The organism is Zhouia amylolytica AD3 (assembly GCF_000511935.2).
In the GTDB taxonomy this organism is placed as follows: Bacteria; Bacteroidota; Bacteroidia; order Flavobacteriales; family Flavobacteriaceae; genus Zhouia; species Zhouia amylolytica.
In genome coordinates, this window is record NZ_AYXY01000023.1 from 644,767 (window position 1) to 661,964 (window position 17,198).

General features: G+C 38.7%; 8 protein-coding genes. 1 reads left to right on the plus strand and 7 read right to left on the minus strand.

Annotated elements, in window-relative coordinates:
• Positions 1-53 precede the first annotated feature (53 nt).
• Positions 54-842, minus strand: coding sequence for a hypothetical protein (locus P278_RS13595; protein ID WP_038267830.1), 789 nt, complete (start codon positions 840-842; stop codon positions 54-56).
• A 220-nt stretch (positions 843-1,062) separates the two neighbouring features.
• Between P278_RS13595 and P278_RS13600 the strand changes: the two genes are divergently transcribed.
• A complete protein-coding gene (locus tag P278_RS13600) occupies positions 1,063-2,238 on the plus strand; it encodes a heparan-alpha-glucosaminide N-acetyltransferase domain-containing protein (protein WP_152973938.1) in 1,176 nt (391 codons plus the stop codon).
• Positions 2,239-3,152: 914 nt separating this feature from the next.
• Here P278_RS13600 and P278_RS13610 read toward each other — a convergent pair.
• The 6 genes from P278_RS13610 to P278_RS13635 all read right to left on the minus strand — a co-directional run bounded on the left by P278_RS13610 (position 3,153) and on the right by P278_RS13635 (position 16,297).
• Complete coding sequence (locus P278_RS13610; RefSeq protein ID WP_235444293.1) at positions 3,153-3,788, minus strand: response regulator; 636 nt, start codon at positions 3,786-3,788, stop codon at positions 3,153-3,155.
• Positions 3,789-3,798: 10 nt separating this feature from the next.
• Complete coding sequence (locus tag P278_RS13615; protein WP_051413567.1) at positions 3,799-5,850, minus strand: ATP-binding protein; 2,052 nt, start codon at positions 5,848-5,850, stop codon at positions 3,799-3,801.
• 193 nt (positions 5,851-6,043) lie between these two features.
• Positions 6,044-6,967, minus strand: a complete 924-nt coding sequence (locus tag P278_RS13620; protein WP_038267850.1) for a PorP/SprF family type IX secretion system membrane protein — start codon at positions 6,965-6,967, stop codon at positions 6,044-6,046.
• Positions 6,968-6,974: 7 nt separating this feature from the next.
• The gene (locus P278_RS13625) at positions 6,975-15,296 is read right to left on the minus strand and encodes a PKD domain-containing protein (RefSeq protein WP_161808363.1); all 8,322 of its coding nucleotides are present in this window, start codon (positions 15,294-15,296) and stop codon (positions 6,975-6,977) included.
• 100 nt (positions 15,297-15,396) lie between these two features.
• Positions 15,397-15,921 (minus strand): phage tail protein, encoded by a 525-nt coding sequence (locus tag P278_RS13630; RefSeq protein WP_038268041.1) that lies wholly within the window; start codon positions 15,919-15,921, stop codon positions 15,397-15,399.
• Between the two features lie 4 nt (positions 15,922-15,925).
• Positions 15,926-16,297 carry a hypothetical protein gene (locus P278_RS13635; RefSeq protein WP_038267852.1) on the minus strand — a complete coding sequence of 124 codons (372 nt, stop codon included), beginning with the start codon at positions 16,295-16,297 and terminating at the stop codon, positions 15,926-15,928.
• Positions 16,298-17,198 lie beyond the last annotated feature (901 nt).

A 17,198-nucleotide genomic window follows, 5' to 3' on the forward strand; every position in this document is an offset into this window, starting at 1 on the left:
AGACTGTCTTAAAAAAATTCAGACAGTCTTCAATAAAATTTATTTTCTGCTTTTTACCAGCTTAATTGATAAGTATTTCCACTTTCCATGGTAAGTGTACCTGTCTGGTTGCCATGGAATTCGATAGTTCCTGAGAAATTATACGAGGTACCGTTAGATGCTTTTCCAACAAAAGAAACAGTCAAGGATCCAGAAGATACGGTACGGTCTGCTTTTAAAACCATTAATTCTTCAGTAATGAAATTAATCGAAGTTGTAAATCTGTACTCATTTCCTTCTGCTACTACCTCATAAACCCCTTCTATAAGGTGTTCTGAACTAATGGTATACATATCTGAGCTCTCTTCAAGTCCTGAAATACTCATCGTGGCTTCATGCGTTGTATTGGCAGCCATATTTGGTCCGGTTATTACACCTGTACCTGCTAAGCTTAACCAGGCACTAAGTGGCATACTCATTTCATCACAAGACACCATCCATGTCCAAGCGTAGTCCATAGCCACCGAAAAATCTTCAGATTCTTCACTTACACTATAAGAAGTATTGTATTCTTGTCCGCATTCGTAAGCTCCTACTTTAGCGAGCGGGGTGGTTTTGTTAGCAGTAGATTCCCCTTCGAGAATGGCTACTCCTTCCATCGTAAAGGCCAAGGCTCCTCCAGACTCCGGTGAAACGGCTGTTAAGATTGCATTTGCAGCTGTTTCTTCGGTAATTTCCATACTGGTTTGGTCTTCACTATCATCACTGCTACAGGACGTAAAGATCAATGTCATGGCTGCAAAGCCGACAAGAAGTGTTTTGTTGTTCTTAAAAAGAACGCGTTTAATGTTCGTTTTTTTCATTGGATTTGGGTTTTTATTTAACTACTAATTTAACGTATTTTTTGAAGCAATACAATTATCTGACTTAACCACCTCATCAGAAAGACAGATTTCGATTACTTACTAAGCCCATTTAAGGAAGTAAATTTTTGTTTGGTGTTGCTTCATATCCAAGTTTTTACTATAATATCGAATAAATCCTATATATTTAACTTACCTATAACCAATAAACCAACTTATCTTGAAAAATAAAAGAATTCGTTCTATTGACATCTTTCGCGCACTGACCATGTTTTTTATGATTTTCGTGAATGATCTTTGGTCCCTTACAGGGGTTCCGGAGTGGCTAGAACATGCAGCTGTAAATGAAGATCGTATGGGGTTTTCTGATATTATTTTTCCATTATTCCTTTTTATTGTTGGTTTATCTATTCCGCTAGCTGTACGTACGCGTTTAAAAAAAGGAACTTCTCACTGGTCAATATTAAAACATATCATTCTTCGAACTGTCGCTTTATTGACCATGGGGTTTTATATGGTAAATTTTGAAATGATCTACGATGATGCTATGCCGATAAACAAACATTTTTGGGAGATTTTAATGGCTTTAGCCATCTGTTTAATATGGTTAGATTTTAAAGGTCTTCCAAGTTTAAATCGCCAAGCTCAAAATATTATTCAAGCTATCGGGGTATTACTATTGATTTTTCTGGCTGCCATCTATAAAGGAGGGAGTGCCGAAGATATAGTTTGGATGCGTACCAGTTGGTGGGGAATTCTAGGGCTTATTGGATGGGCTTATTTTTTAAACAGCATTATATACCTCTTATTTCAAAAGATCTGGCCCTACCTTTTTTTAGTATTTCTGTTATTCCTGTTCATGAATATTCAGGAGAATGGATATTATGAACATATCCCTTCTATTACCTTTATTATAAGTGCCTCTAATTATGCTTTGGTGATGGCTGGTGTTTTGTGTACTTGTGTATTCCTTCATTTTAGAAAAAAAGAAAAGGAGTCTCATTTTTTAAAGATCGTATTAGGTGCAGGAATCCTATTCATTATTTATGGATTTATGCTGAGAGAGTTGTTTCCTATTTCAAAAATAAAGGCTACGCCCACCTGGAGTACATTGTGCATTGGAATAGGCTATGTACTCTATGTTTTCTTTTACATTTTGGTAGACAAACTCAATATATATAAATGGGCAGATCCTTTCAAACCTGCCGGAACCAGCACACTTACTTGTTATTTGATGCCTTATTTTATTTATCCGATTATTATCTTAATTGGATTTGATTGGCCTTCTATGATGACTACTGGCATCGCTGGTATTATTAAGTCTTTATTGTTTTCCTTTGTCATTATCCTCTTTGTGGGGTGGATGGAGAAGCGTGGTTTTCGGTTGAAAATATAATTTTTTTGGGAGGGGGTTGATTGTCATTCCGTATTTATTGCTGAATCTATTGAAGGGGAAAGGGGAAAGTCGAAACCAACCCGTCATCGCGATCGGAACGAAGTGTAGTGCGGCGATCTTTTGAAGGATAGTAACTCTTATTGGTGAGATTGCCACGCCTTGCTAGCGCAAGGCTCGCAATGACGTAATGCAATTTCTTACCCCCCTGCACCCCTAAAGGGGGAAATTGTTTTCTTCCTTTTGTCATTCCGTACTTGTTACGGAATCATTAGAACTAGGGTTAATCCTTTTATTTTGATAAGGAAGTATCCAACTAAATGACCAAAGCATGTTTCGTCTTTATTCTTTTTTGCATTGCCAAAAAAAGAACCAAAAAACGCTAGCCTTAGCTGTTCGGCTACCCGCTAGTTTTTTGAACACTAAATTATCTGAACTCGGCACTTTGCCTCAAACAGCAGATAATTTCACGTGTTCTGCAAATAGCGGGGCCCAGCCTGCCACAGCCTAGGGCGGTTTAAATATCTGATTAATCTTAACAAACCATCATCGCGATCGGAATAAAGTGAAGTGTGGCGATTTTTTGAAGGCTGGCAACTACCATTAATAAAACTACCGCGTTGGATCATAATCCTCCTCGCGATGAGGTTGCCGAAAACAATTTCTTTCCCTTACACCCCTAAAGGGGGAAATTGTTTTATGCCCTGATTTTCATTCTGCACTTCTTTGTCATTCCGTACTTGTTACGGAATCAATTGATCTAATATTTAATCTGTTATCCTTGTTGAGATCGTCATACCTAACGATTACATGGTTTGCAATGACAATTGGTGGAAATTGAATATAATATTGACAACATTTTGATAAAGTCTTCTAACGCAATCCTCGCGATAATACTGAAAGAAATGTCTTATATTTTACAAAGCTAAAATCAGTTCTTTGTATTTTTGAGTCCAGGAGATTAATTGGTCTTCGTAGTTTTCCAGTCCCAACTTTTGAATAATGTTAGTACGGTGTTTTTGAACCGTTCGGATAGATATCACCAATTGTTCTGCGATCTCTTTAGAGGTTTTGGATTGGGCCACCAGTCTGAGGATTGTTCTTTCGGAAGGAGAAAGGAGTTTTAGTTTTTGAAGTTGGGGATTTATTTCAGCTTCCAATACCCGGTTAAATGTATTGCTAAAGTAGGTGGCTCCTTTACAAATTTCACCAATACATTTTTCTATTTCCGAAAAGGGTTCTTCTTTGAGTAAATATCCATCAATCCCTAATTGTTGTGCCTCATATATCAGGCCTTCTTCTTTATAAGAGGTGAGTATAATAAACTTTGTAAGGCTTCCTTCCTCTCTTGCTTTTTTTACTACCTCAATACCGGTAAGGAGGGGCATTTCAACATCGAGAATCGCTATATCCGGTTCCTTACTGAGAATACGTTCCAGTGCTTCCATACCATTATTTGCTTCAGCAACTATATGATGTTTGTTCGATACCAGTTCCTCAACCAATCCTTTTAGCAATAATGGATGATCATCAGCAACAAGTATTCGGGGCATTTTTTTCATTTTAATAAGGTATTTTAGCTTTTATAGTTGTGCCTTTATTTATGGTGGTATCTAAATAAAACGCTCCCTGCATTATAAGGATACGTTCTTTCATTGTTTTCAAGCCAAGGCTGTTTAGTTTCTTTTTATCATGGAAGTCAAAGCCAACACCATTATCTTCAATATAAACCTCGATAGTTCTTCCTTCTTTTTTCTTAATTTCTATGATAACTTCTGTAGCCTGAGCATGTTTTACAATATTGGTCATAGCCTCCTGAACGAAGCGGTATAAATTAATATTTTGTTCTTTATTAAAACACTCATCTATGAGCTCGATTTCAGGAGTAAAAATAATATTATACTTCTCATCAAAACTATAGATAAGGTGACTTACTGCTTTGGTTATTCCCAGGTTGTCTAAAGCCGGTGGGTGCAAACCTCTGGATACAGCTCTAACTTCCTCAAGTGTCTGTTGTGATAATTCCAATAACTCCTGTTGGTTAAGATCTCTTACTTTCTTTGTCAACAAGGTGAGATGTTGCCCTACACTGTCATGTAACTCCCTTGAAATATATTCTCTTTCTTTCTCCTGACTTAATAACAACTCCTGAGAATAATGTTTGGTTAAGGCATGCTTCTTTTTGGCAAAGCTATGGGAGCGGTACACCCACAAAAACCCGGAGGTGCCAATCAGAATCAATCCACCAAAAAGGAACCAAAACGTCTTTTCTTTATTTTCTGCATTTAGCAGTTCTATATCCTGTTTTTGACGTGTGATTTCGAGATCTTTTCGCTCCGTTTCAAACTGCGTCTGCACATAAGCATATTTCCGTCTGGAGATTACATTGTTAATTGAATCTTTAACTCTGGAATAGTTTTTATGGTGTAGAACTGCTTTTTTCAGGTCTTCCTTTTTCTCATAAATTAGACCTAATAGGCGTTCTAAACGCAAAATACTTTGCACATCTTCAGAGGATTTAACTCCATTCAAGGCTTTAATTGCATATTCTTCTGCCTTATTTAATTGATTATGTGTAAGGGCATTTTGACTTAGAGCTGAATAATAATAGGTGCTGAGAAATGGATTATTGAGAAAAGGGTCTATCTTTGCATTTAGCTCTTTTTTATAAATATCAGAGGTGTCTAAAATTCCATTTCTGGCAAAAGCTGAAACGGCATAAGACAAGGTTAGTATATCTACAATACCTTGTACATCTGATTTGTTGTTGCGTTCGTTGAGTGCTGTTCGAATCTGATAAAGTTCTTCTTCTGCATTTCCTTGTTCATTTGCTTCATTACAAGCACCTAAACGGGCAATAGCTACTAACTGAAATTCTTTTAATGCACTCCCCTTTTCAAAAACTTCCAGCCGTGCTTCCCGTGCCCGATCATAAAGTCCATTTTTACTGTACAGTTGAGCCAAGCCATTTTGAGCCCATAAATACATTAATTCATTTTTCTGGTTCGTAAATATTTCCTTTGCTCTTTCGTAATAAGCTACGCTATTGGTAATATCATTAATCTTATCGCTATTTTCTCCAGCTTTTAGATAAGCATATCCATATTCATAAAGGGAAGAATCTTTTTGGGACTCTAAAAAATCGATTCCGTTATTTAATATGATCAAAGAAGTTTTAAAAAGTTGCATATAGGTGGCCGCCTCTGCATAGGTTATATAATAATTGGCGATTTGCTTATTATCATTATTATGATCTATAAATTCCTGATAACTTTTAAGTAATTCATAGGCCTTTTTATGGTTAATTTCTTTGTATATATAATAGTTCCCCAAAGCATTAACCATTTTTATGGCTTCCTCCCACTGCTTATATGTTAAAGCCTTTTTTTGATAGGTATAAATGGTATCGGCCACACTTTTACTTTCGAGCTTATAGGTGTCTAACAAGTTGGTTAGAAATGTTATTCTAGTTGTATCACTCTTTAAGGTCACTAATTTTTTTAATAACTCCTCAGGACCTTCAGTATGCCCGTCAGTAGCCTGGGCAAAAGAGGTTCTACTGTCTATAAACAGGAATAAGAGAATACACGATAAAATTTGTAGTACTTTAAACACAGAGCAAATATAAGGGGAAGATTATAAAATAATACTATTCTTTCCCGTTGTGTAATGTTAAAATGAACTATTACAATGATCTACTGTTGTTTAAAAAAAAGTCTCAGCTAGCTGAGACTTTTTGATAAAAAGCCCTTTTCATTTAGAGTAATAATGATCATTAATATCCCCCGAATATTATTAACCTTTTACCCTAAAAATAAGTCGGGCCTTTATTTATTATTGTCTTGAAATCGTATCGTAAAAAGAATTCATGTGTTCCACCTGTGTAAGGTCTTATTCCCGATGCTGGAAACTCATAAGCATAACCCAATTGCAAATTATTTCCGATTTTGAAACTTCCCAGCGCTCCGAGCGTATCGAAGCTGTCTAAACGGTAATTTACTCCTAACCAAATCTTATTATAGAACATAAAGTTGGTTCCGAAATCTAATGACATTGGCACACCATCTGTGGCCCTTAACATAGTAGTTGGTTTAAATACCACTTCGTTACTTAAGGTAAAAACATACCCACCAGTAATATACAGGCTGGATTTTTCTGCTGCTTTATACTCAACACCATCAGAAGCGGCATCTATATATTTATTGCTAAGCATTTGAGGTACTGATACTGCGCCATACCATCGTTCACCAAACATATACATTCCCACCCCGATATTTGGGTTCCATTGATCGTTATAAGCATTGAAGTATGGATCATTTTGAACATCGGGTTTATTCAAAAGCTGATCACTTAACGCATATTGGGTAAATCCGGCTTTCAGACCAAAGGCCATCTTTATTTTTTCATTGAACTGAATGGTATATGAAAAATCACCGTACAAGTAATTAAAAGTTTCATTTCCCAATCCATCGTTTATAAAAGAAAAACCCAAACCTACTTTCTCGTTTCTCAAAGGTGAGTGAATGGATACTGTATTTGTAGATGGAGCCCCGTCAAATCCTGTCCACTGGGATCGATGCATTACTATTGCTGACAAGCTATTAGTGCTTCCTGCAAAGGCAGGGTTGATACTGGTTGGATTATACAGGTATTGTGTGAATTGCGGTGTTTGTTGTGCCACCATATTGACAAACCCAAAAATCATTAATAAAAATGTGATATACTGCTTCATTACTCTTCTATTTTGTACCGATATAAATATTTCCTTTGATCGGGTTGATGTTGCTATTTGCTACTTTAATGACATAGAAATAGGTTCCGGAAGCTACTTTACCCTTAGTACCCACATGACTTGTTCTGGTACTCCCGCTCCAGTTGTTTTGGTAATTATCCGATTCAAATACGATATGTCCCCATCGGTTAAACACCATTAATGATATTCGTTCACCATGGATATCGGGACCTGTAATGGTGAAGTAATCGTTCATACCATCTCCGTTTGGTGTAAGTACATCTGAGATCTTAATTCTTGGATTGTTAGCGCTATCATCAATACAGTCATTGACGATTTCGACTTTAACACTTATTTGATTGCTACACATTCCTGATTGTTCAGTATACGTAAAACTGTAGGTGCCGACAGGAATTTCTGAAGGACTAATTTCAGCACCTTTTAAGGTGATTCCGGTATTATCAGATTCCCAAATTCCATTGCCTGATTCCCCTTCTATCAAACTATACAGATTGATTGTCGTTTCAGTAATACAAACTGTCGCATCCTGCGTGGTTATTTCAGTAGGAAGCACCTTTATGGTTTGTTCTATTATCTGCTCATTACCTTCTGAATCTGAGGCTATCCAGTTGCGGACAATTTGATACCCCTCACCTAATATAGCTTCCGTTTCACTGTAAGTTATATTTACCGAATCGCCACAATTATCTGAGAATTCCAATTGAGGAACCTCCGGAACTTCATAGCAATATACGGTAGGTTGAAGGTCGATTTGAGAAATGAGTTCCGGAGCCTCAGTATCGGCAATAATTACATTTTGTGTCTGTGAAGTCGTATTACCACTTTCATCTTTATAGGTCCATGTAACCACAGTAACTCCATGTTTACTGATCGGTAAGTTCGCATCATGGGTAACTGTAATTGGGCCTGAACAGTTATCGGTGGCCGTTGGTAGGGATAGCCAACTTACCTCACATTGGGCTGTGATATCCGGCAAAATTGCCTGATCAGCAACAGGAGCTGTGGTATCTTCTATAATCACATTTTGTGTTTGCATACTTTTATTACCGCTTGCATCTTGGTAAGTCCAGGTTACTAGTGTGGTACCTTGCTTTGTTATTGGCAAAGTGACATCATGCGTAACCATTGCCATCCCACTACAATTATCTGTAGCGCTTGGCGGGATTAGGCTCATCACTTCGCACTCCGCTATAATATCCGGTAGTGTTGACAGGTCAGCAACAGGGGCGGTAGTGTCTTCTATAATAATGTTTTGTGTCTGGGTGCTCGTATTGCCGTTCGCATCTTCATACGTCCACGTAACTACTGTGGTCCCCTGGGTAGAAATCGGCAAGGTTGCATCGTGGCTAACTGTTACCATACCGCCACAATTATCTGTAGCGCTTGGCGGGGTCAGGCTCGTCACTTCGCACTCCGCAGTAATATCCGGCAATATCACCAGGTCAGCAACAGGAGCGGTGGTATCTTCTATAATAATGCTTTGTGTCTGGGTGCTCGTATTGCCGTTCGCATCTTCATACGTCCACGTAACTAAAGTCGTACCTTGGGTAGAAATCGGCAAGGTTGCATCGTGGCTAACTGTTACCATACCGCCACAATTATCTGTAGCGCTTGGTGGGATCAGGCTCGTCACTTCGCACTCCGCAGTAATATCCGGCAGTGTCGCCAGGTCAGCAACAGGAGCGGTGGTATCTTCTATAATAATGTTTTGTGTCTGGATGCTCGTATTGCCGTTCGCATCTTTATACGTCCACGTAACTAAAGTCGTACCTTGGGTAGAAATCGGCAAGGTTGCATCGTGGCTAACTGTTACCATACCGCCACAATTATCTGTAGCGCTTGGTGGGATCAGGCTCGTCACTTCACACTCCGCAGTGAAATCCGGCAGTATCACCAGGTCAGCAACAGGAGCGGTGGTATCTTCTATAATAATGCTTTGTGTCTGGGTGCTCGTATTGCCGTTCGCATCTTTATACGTCCACGTAATCACCGTTGTTCCCTGAGTAGTGATCGGCAGGGCAGCGTCGTGAGTAACTGTAATCACACCGCCACAGTTATCCGTAGCCGTTGGGATCGGGATATCAGCAGAAGTTACAGCACATTCCTTTTCAACGACAGGTAGGTTTATCAAATCAGGAACAGGCGGGATAACATCTTCTATAGTTACCATAGCTGTACCTGTATTACTATTTCCACTGGTATCTGTAACAGTTAATGTTACCGTATTAACTCCAACATCTGAGCAATCGAAAGAAGTTTTGTCTAAACTCATCGAGGCTATTCCACAATTATCCGTAGAACCATTATCTATATCTGTTGTAGTAATAGTAACGTTACCAGAAGCATCTAATGGAACAGTCAAATTTTTAGTTATTACTGTTGGTAGTACTGTTTCTACAGTACTTATATATGCTTTTTTTATAATTGTTTTACTACATCCATCACTATCGGTAACTGTTAAGCTTACATCAAACTCTCCATTTTGCGTATAGGTATGCGTAGGACTGCCTAAATTACTCGTGGTTCCATCACCAAAGTCCCATAACCAATCTGACGGAGGACCATAAAAAACAGTTTCATCAGAAAAGTTTACCGTTAATGGCGCACAGCCAATTGTTACATCTGAAGAAAAATCAGGATTAGGCCCTAAAGCTTGTACATACCTTGTTTTGGTTTCATTACTTTTAAACTCAGTAATGGCTGTTGTTATAGTTAAGCTTACATCATAAATTCCTGTAGCTGCATAGGTATGTATTGGGTTTTGTGCTGTTGAAGTATTTCCATCTCCAAAATCCCATAGCCACTCTCCAACTGTATCATTTCCGTCTATTGTTGATTCATCTGTAAAGCTTACCGTAAGAGGTCCACAACCTGACCTAGTATCTGCACTAAATTGCGCTTTTGGAATTACTATTTTTATTAAATCTGTTGCTTTGTCAACACATCCATTCATAGTATCTTTTACTGTAAGGTTTACTGTGTAGTCTCCAGCAGCTGTATATGAGTGTATTGGATTTTGTGCTGTTGAAGTACTTCCATCTCCAAAATCCCATTCCCATGTATCTGGTAGTGTAGAATTATCTGTAAAAAACACAGTGTGTGGTATTGCTTGCCCTATTGTAGGGTTAGCATTAAATTTAGCTTTTGGTGATTGTACACTGAACGTTTTTGTTATTGTATTTTCCTCTCCTGTAATATCAATAACCTTTAGTTTTATTTCAGCATTAATTGTATCGGTATATACATGTGTAGGATTTTGCTCTGTTGAAGTATTGCCGTCTCCAAAATCCCATTCCCAACCTACAATAGCTCCATTAGCTGAAGATGAATTATCTGTAAAGGTTAATACATCTCCAATACAATATCCTCCTAATATTGTAAAATCTACCAGTATCCCCTCAGATTCATAAGCTCCCATATCAATAATATCTCCTATTAATCTTGGGTTGCCAGCTATATCTGTATCGTTGTTTAAATCGCCGCCGGCATTGGTATAGGCAGTATTATCTCCGGTGTTTACGGCAAGACTGGCAGGTAACAAGCCATAATCGTCATTGGCAGCATCGGTAAACTGCGGACTTATAGATGTGTCTGTGCCATCCAGACCATTATTAGCAGTATTATCAACCCCCTGAACCAGCGAATTGAATATTTCTAAAGTACCGTTTTCATTATAAATTTCATCACCACCATCCCAGAAAATACTGTTGTAAATCGATAATTGAGCGGAATCAACATTTACAGAGTTTCCAATACCATACGCAGCATTATTGTTATAAAAAGTAGTGTTGGTTAGGGTATTTACAGAACTCCCACCGTTATTATAGAATTCTATGGCTCCTCCTTGGCGGGTAGATGTAGTATTACTTCCTATAGAATTATCATAAAACAAGGAATTTGTAATATTGGTAGTCGTACTTGCAGCAGATAATGATAGGCTTATAAATGCTCCACCCCTGCCATTAGCATTACCTGGTGCATGATTGTTTCTAAAAATACTATTCTTAATATCCCAGCGTACTGAAGCACTATTGCCTACCCAGGAATAAATACCTCCTCCAGAGTAGTGAACAGTTGTATTGTTTTGTACCACTGCATTTCTAAGGATGATTTCGGCCTGTATTCCACTGCCGTCGCCATAATGGTACCAGCCGCCTCCTTCTTGTCTTCCCGAGTTATCGCCACCTCCGGATTGATCGGAATATCCTTTTTCTATAGTACATCCGTCCACGGTTAAATCGGGAACATTGCCCCGGGTGGTGATTACCGAATACGAATTGTCTGTAGCTACCCCCGCAACCCCTATATCGCCACTTAGTACCGTTGGGTAGTCTTTAAAATTTCTGGTTGCCAGATCTGTTGCTCCTTTTAACGGTGCAAACCCACCTATAACATGTAGGTTTCCGACCAGGTTAAAGCTTTTATCGCGGGCTGTTGTTTCGGTAGGGAAATACGTGCCTTCGGCTATCCATATTTGTAAAACCCCTGCTAAACCGTCCCAGTTAAAGTTTACCCACTCAATTGCATCCCGAAGCTCGACTACGGCATTGGCCCAGCTGGAGCCATCACCACTCCCTCCACTTACATTTTTGTCTACATAAAGAATGTTGTTAGCATCGGGTTGTAAAACCACTGATTCTATTTCATAAGCCCCCATATCAATACGCCCTTCATGTAATCTTGGATTACCTGCCAAATCAAGATCATTATCCAAATTGCCGCCGGCATTGGTATAGGCAGCATTATCTCCGGTGTTTACAGCAAAACTGGCAGGTAACAAGCTAAAGTCGTTATTCGCAGTATCAACAAATAACGGATCGGTTATTGTAGTACCATCAATATTACCTGTGCCTGACGGGTTTTTACCTTTTACATAGCTATAAGTTATGTTAGTTATAGCTCCATTTATTTCAGCATTGCAACTAGTGCCACCACAAGTATTCTCGGTAAATAAACTATTAACAATAGTTACGTCTTTGCCATTGGTATTAAGAGCACCACCGTTATCGGTTGCTTCGTTTTGTGTAAAGCTACAGTTTATAAGCTTTAAGCTACCACCTTCTATAGAAACTGCTCCACCATATTTCGCTTTGTTAGCGTAAAATAAACAATTGGTAAAGCTTACGTTAGTACCGTAGGTAATTACTGCACCTCCAACACCATTAAAACCTGTACCCCCAGCTTCATTATTTCTGAAGACACAATTTTTTATAGCAATATCCTTTGCACTTGTATGGGTTAATAACGCAGCACCTGTACGCCCTTCTAACGAGCTTCCGTCATCGGCAAAACCGTGTTCAAAAATAAACCCATCAATAACAATGTTTTCACTTTTTACGGTTAGTATTCCGTGAGCATCTTGGTCATCTGTATTACTGTTACTGTTTAAGTCACCACTTAAAATGGTTTGGTTTGCTGTCCAATCTCTATCGCTTAGAGCAGTTTCTGTGCCTGCAAAACCGCCGTAAAGACTAACACCTTCAGGAATTTCAATGGCTGTAGTTTCATTTAAGGGTTTATAGGTACCTTTAGCGACCCATATTTCGGTGATATTGGAGCATATATATGTTTGCCAAATAGCATCTTGCAAATTATTATAGGCATTGGCCCACGAGCTACCGTCATTTGTACCGCCACTTACCGAAGCATTGACATAAAGTGTGGTAGCCGTTGGATATGGACAACTGACTACACCTTCATAAGCGCCGATGTTTACTGTTGTGTTTTGCACACGATCTTCTCCTGCAATATCATAGGGAATACTTTCGGTGGTATTGCCATCGCCATCCAAATCAAAACTGTCAGTAGGGAGGTTGGCGTTATTTCCGGCATCTATGGCAGGACTTGTGGCTATCAAACGTAAGCCATCATCCGGGGTAGCCCATATACCATCTTTTCCTTTAGGCAAAGCAGAAGCTAAAAAAGGATTAGCTGTAAGTTGAGTAAAGCCAGTACCAGTATAATTTTCAGAAAAATTATCAGCTCCCATAAATGTACTCCCCCCTGAAGAGGATATATCGGTGCCATTTCCGTAAAAAACAGTATTATATAGCGTTGTATTAGAGGCATTACTATGCATTCCGCCACCGTTGGTGGTAGCTGAGTTGTTATTAAAAGTAACATTAACTAAGCTTGAAGGAGAACTTTCATTGAATATCCCAGCTCCATAGCCAGCTCCGGCTGAACCAAATTGAGAACCACCACCAGCAGCACTATTATACATAAACACTGTATTGGTGATAGTTGCCAAAGAATTAGCTTCGTTATATATACCCCCACCATGACCACTACCACCGTCATTTCCTACTCCGGGTACAACCATTTCTCCATCTCCTCCCCTGACCGTATTATAAGCAAAAGTAGCATTTGTAATAGTTGGTGAAGAAGCCAAATTAAGCATACCGCCTCCGTAGGCATTGCTATCACTATATCCTCCGTATCTCCCTCGTACTGTATTGTTAATAGACAACAAATTTACAATAGCTGGTGAAGAGGAATCATTATACATTCCACCGCCACCATATTGAGCTTTGTTTTCACTAATGGTAATATTCTTAAAAATTGGAGATGAAGAAGCATTGTATATCCCTCCTCCTCTATTATAATATATTACTTGCCCGCCAATAGTTATCGTTCCTGTATGATATATCGCAGCCCCTTTTGTAATAGTAAAACCTTCAACAAGAGCTGTATTGTTAAGGTTAGTGGTAACTAATACATGTACCGTATTTGTAGTACCTAAGTCGCCCGATAGTATGGATGGATTTGTAAAATCTTGGGTATTAGTAGATGGGTTATAACTCCCTTTGAGTTTGATATTTTTATTCATCCAGAAATAAAACTCCGTAGGGTTAGTAAGTGTTGTCCCAGGTGCTGAGTTAGGATGATACGTGCCCGAGGCAACCCAAATTTCTTCTCCTTCATCGATACAGTTTAGCGCATCTTGTAAATTGGTAAAGGCATTTGTCCAAGAGGTACCATCGTTACTGCCTGTGGTGGCGTTGCTATCTACATATAAGCGCGTGGCCGCTGAACAAGGCGGTGGTATAGCATCAACCAAAACTGCGGTTGTAATACCAATATTATTTAAGGTAAGGTTGGCATCCTTCCCCCCAGAATCTCTTAAAGTACCTCCACTTGCAGTTAATGCTCCTATTGCTACACCATCTGTATCTATATCTCCTGATTGTATTGTATATCTAAAGATTATAGAGCTTGTCCCACTACCAGCAATATAAGTTGCATGGCGTATAGTTGATCCAATAGTAATAGCTATTTGAGGAATTCCTCCTGTGGTAGCTACATTAATACTTTCGTTAAAGTTAATGGTAAAATCTAAATTTTGACCGGCAGTATAAGTAGCGTTGGAGGGTACGTTAACATCCATTACAACAGGAGCAACAGCATTTGAAATGACCGTTGTTGTATTATCGGTATCAGTATCTGCTCCGTCATTTATAACTACTGTAAAAGTTGTAGTTTCTGAGGTTGATGTTCTGTTGTCTGTAGGGTTATAAGATAACGCTCTTAACTTTGTTTGTAAGTCGGCAGGAGTAGTGCTTGCAATAGTATATGGTCCAGAACCAGAAAGCCCGGTACCTGTCAATAGCCCTTTTGCATTATCATCTAAAGTAATGGTTGCAGATAAGTTATATCCATCAGCATCTGTTGTTGTAATAGTAGAAAAAGGTGAGATTGTACTGTTGTCATTTACACTCTGACTAGCAGTTGTTCCTCCAATTACTGGTGCTGTGTTGGTTGCCGGAAAGCTAACATTGATATTATCGAAGCCGTAGTTATTTAGGGTAACAGTGGTTTCGGGAAGAATCTTAAAACTACTGATGTTTGTTGTATTAGCAGTGTTAGTAATAGTTACAGTGCCATCAGTTCCTGAGCCATAGGCGGTAGCAGCTGCAATAATATTGTTATCCTGGTTTACCAGGCTTATTTCATCATCATTATACGCATAATAGCGCATGCTGTTTAAGGTAAACTCGGTTGGGGTCCCGTTTTTGGTAAAAGTAATTACCCATGGATTGGTGTCTCCTCCCGCCTGAAAATAAAAAACTTGATTTCCCCCTCCTAAATCGGTTAATAGGGCTCTGTCTGTATAGGTGGCATGCCTTACTTCGATGGTATACGTGTCGGCCCCGGAGGTTACTGATTGACTGATATATTCCCCACTGTTATAAACAACAGCATCGTCCATATCAAAATTAAGGGTTTGTGCGTATATCCCTCCTGTAAGTATTATACACAACAAAAGGATCCATTGTCTTTTATTCCTTAAAGTCGTATCATGTTTCATTCTGGCTACCGTTTTTATACTGTTTATGCTTAAACAACAAAGCAACCTGAAACCTATAATTGACATAGTTTTCAGGTCGTTGTTTCCTATATTATTTGCTTTACGATCGATCTGGAAAAGCTCCAATTAGGCATATTATAAAGTTCAGGGCTGTATAAGGGGGGCGGTTTTCATGTGCCTGTCCTTCTCCGGCGTTTTCAATAGAAACCGCATCTTCTGCCATAGTGGTACTTTTTGAGGTCGCATAGGTACCTCCTTTTGCCCAGTAGTTTTTAGTTACCTCCTGAGTTGTTCCGCCAATTCCCCCACCATCCGATGCATTGGTAGAAGCTTTATGAGAATGCTTTGGCATTTGATCGACTGTTAAAGGGACTGATTCCATTCCTCCGTGGTCTCCTTCCTTGTAGACAGATAGCCCCGGACCACTACCTACACCAATCGGCATCCTGCCTCTTAGATCAGGTAACTTGAAGGAGGAACCGCCATTACCTCCATACCTATTACCTATTACTGCAAACAATCCACTATATTGACTTACCGCCATAAGCTGTCCATGGCAAAAAGCCCATCCTCTTGGAGGAAAATCACCTGCAAAAAATTTAATTTCTCCTATATAGCCATCCATAATTTTAGTTTTTAATTGATAATTCGGGTAATTTAATTTCAACTGCTGTACCGTTTTGTACTTCTATACTATAACAGCCCAACTCATCTATTGTAAGAATGATATCTCCTTTTTCTTCATAACGATAGTATACTTCAGTGCTATGACAGCGAATTAAGAGTCCGTACTTTTCCGTTGGGTAAGGGTAATTTTCTATTTTCTTTTCACCTAAATCGAGGAAGGCAACCTGACCGATAGTATAGATTTGAAGCAAAGCAGATTTTAAATCGTTCTTTTCTGCGGTATGGTTATGATTAATAACCCACTCACCACTTTCGTCAGTTTTTCGCAAGGTACCGGAATACCGAAAATTGTTAATGATTTTGATGTTAAACATATAAGTATTTATTTGGTTTCGTTCATTTAATATTCCTAATACTTATCAGGGGTCTCGAAGTAATTCTTTTTGGGGTTCCAAATACGGATTGCAAGTTAATTCTGTATACAACCAAATAAAATACGTATGCTCCTACATATTTTACGTAGGGGTACGTATTGAGGTGAATGACACAAGTATGATGCTCGCACCAGCCAGGGAGGGGTAATTGTTTAGTTACTTTCTGTAATTCCTTTTGTCGTTTCGTACTTGTTACGGAATCTATTGGCTATCTTTTTTCCTGACAGTGTTTGATTTTTAATTAATTCTAAAACTTCGGTCATGAAAGTATTCATTACTATACAATGTCTTGTCCTTTTTTTACTCGGGGTATTTATTTATTGTATTTAATAGGACCTCATGATGTGCTGCGCAGTTCATCGCCAAATGCTTTGCATTCATGAATACCTTATAAAACAGTAATTATTGCATGAATAAAAAAAGGACCAAAAAAGTCTAGGCTGATTACTAGGCGCCGGCTGGCTCTATCGCTAAATTAGTTCACCGAACTAATTTTTTACGCTCTGCCCCCTAAATTGTTTGTTCGAACACTAAATTTTAGGAACTCGCTACGCTCAAACAGCCTAAAATTTTACGCTTGTCTCACTGCCAATTTAACGGAAAACCTTCGTAGGCCGGTTTTTGAATTTTACGATATCATATTAAAATTGTTGATATGGAAGGAAGTTATTTTCTAATTCTGTGTTTATTAAAAATCTCACTTAGGGTTAATATCGACTGTAATCAAGAAATAAGAAGTGGAAAAACGAAAGTGCGAAACTTGTTTCAAGCATGTAGTTTTGAGAGCGAGTGGTGCGATAGCAATTTCCTATTACAGTCTTGAATTTTTTGGTTCGTTTTT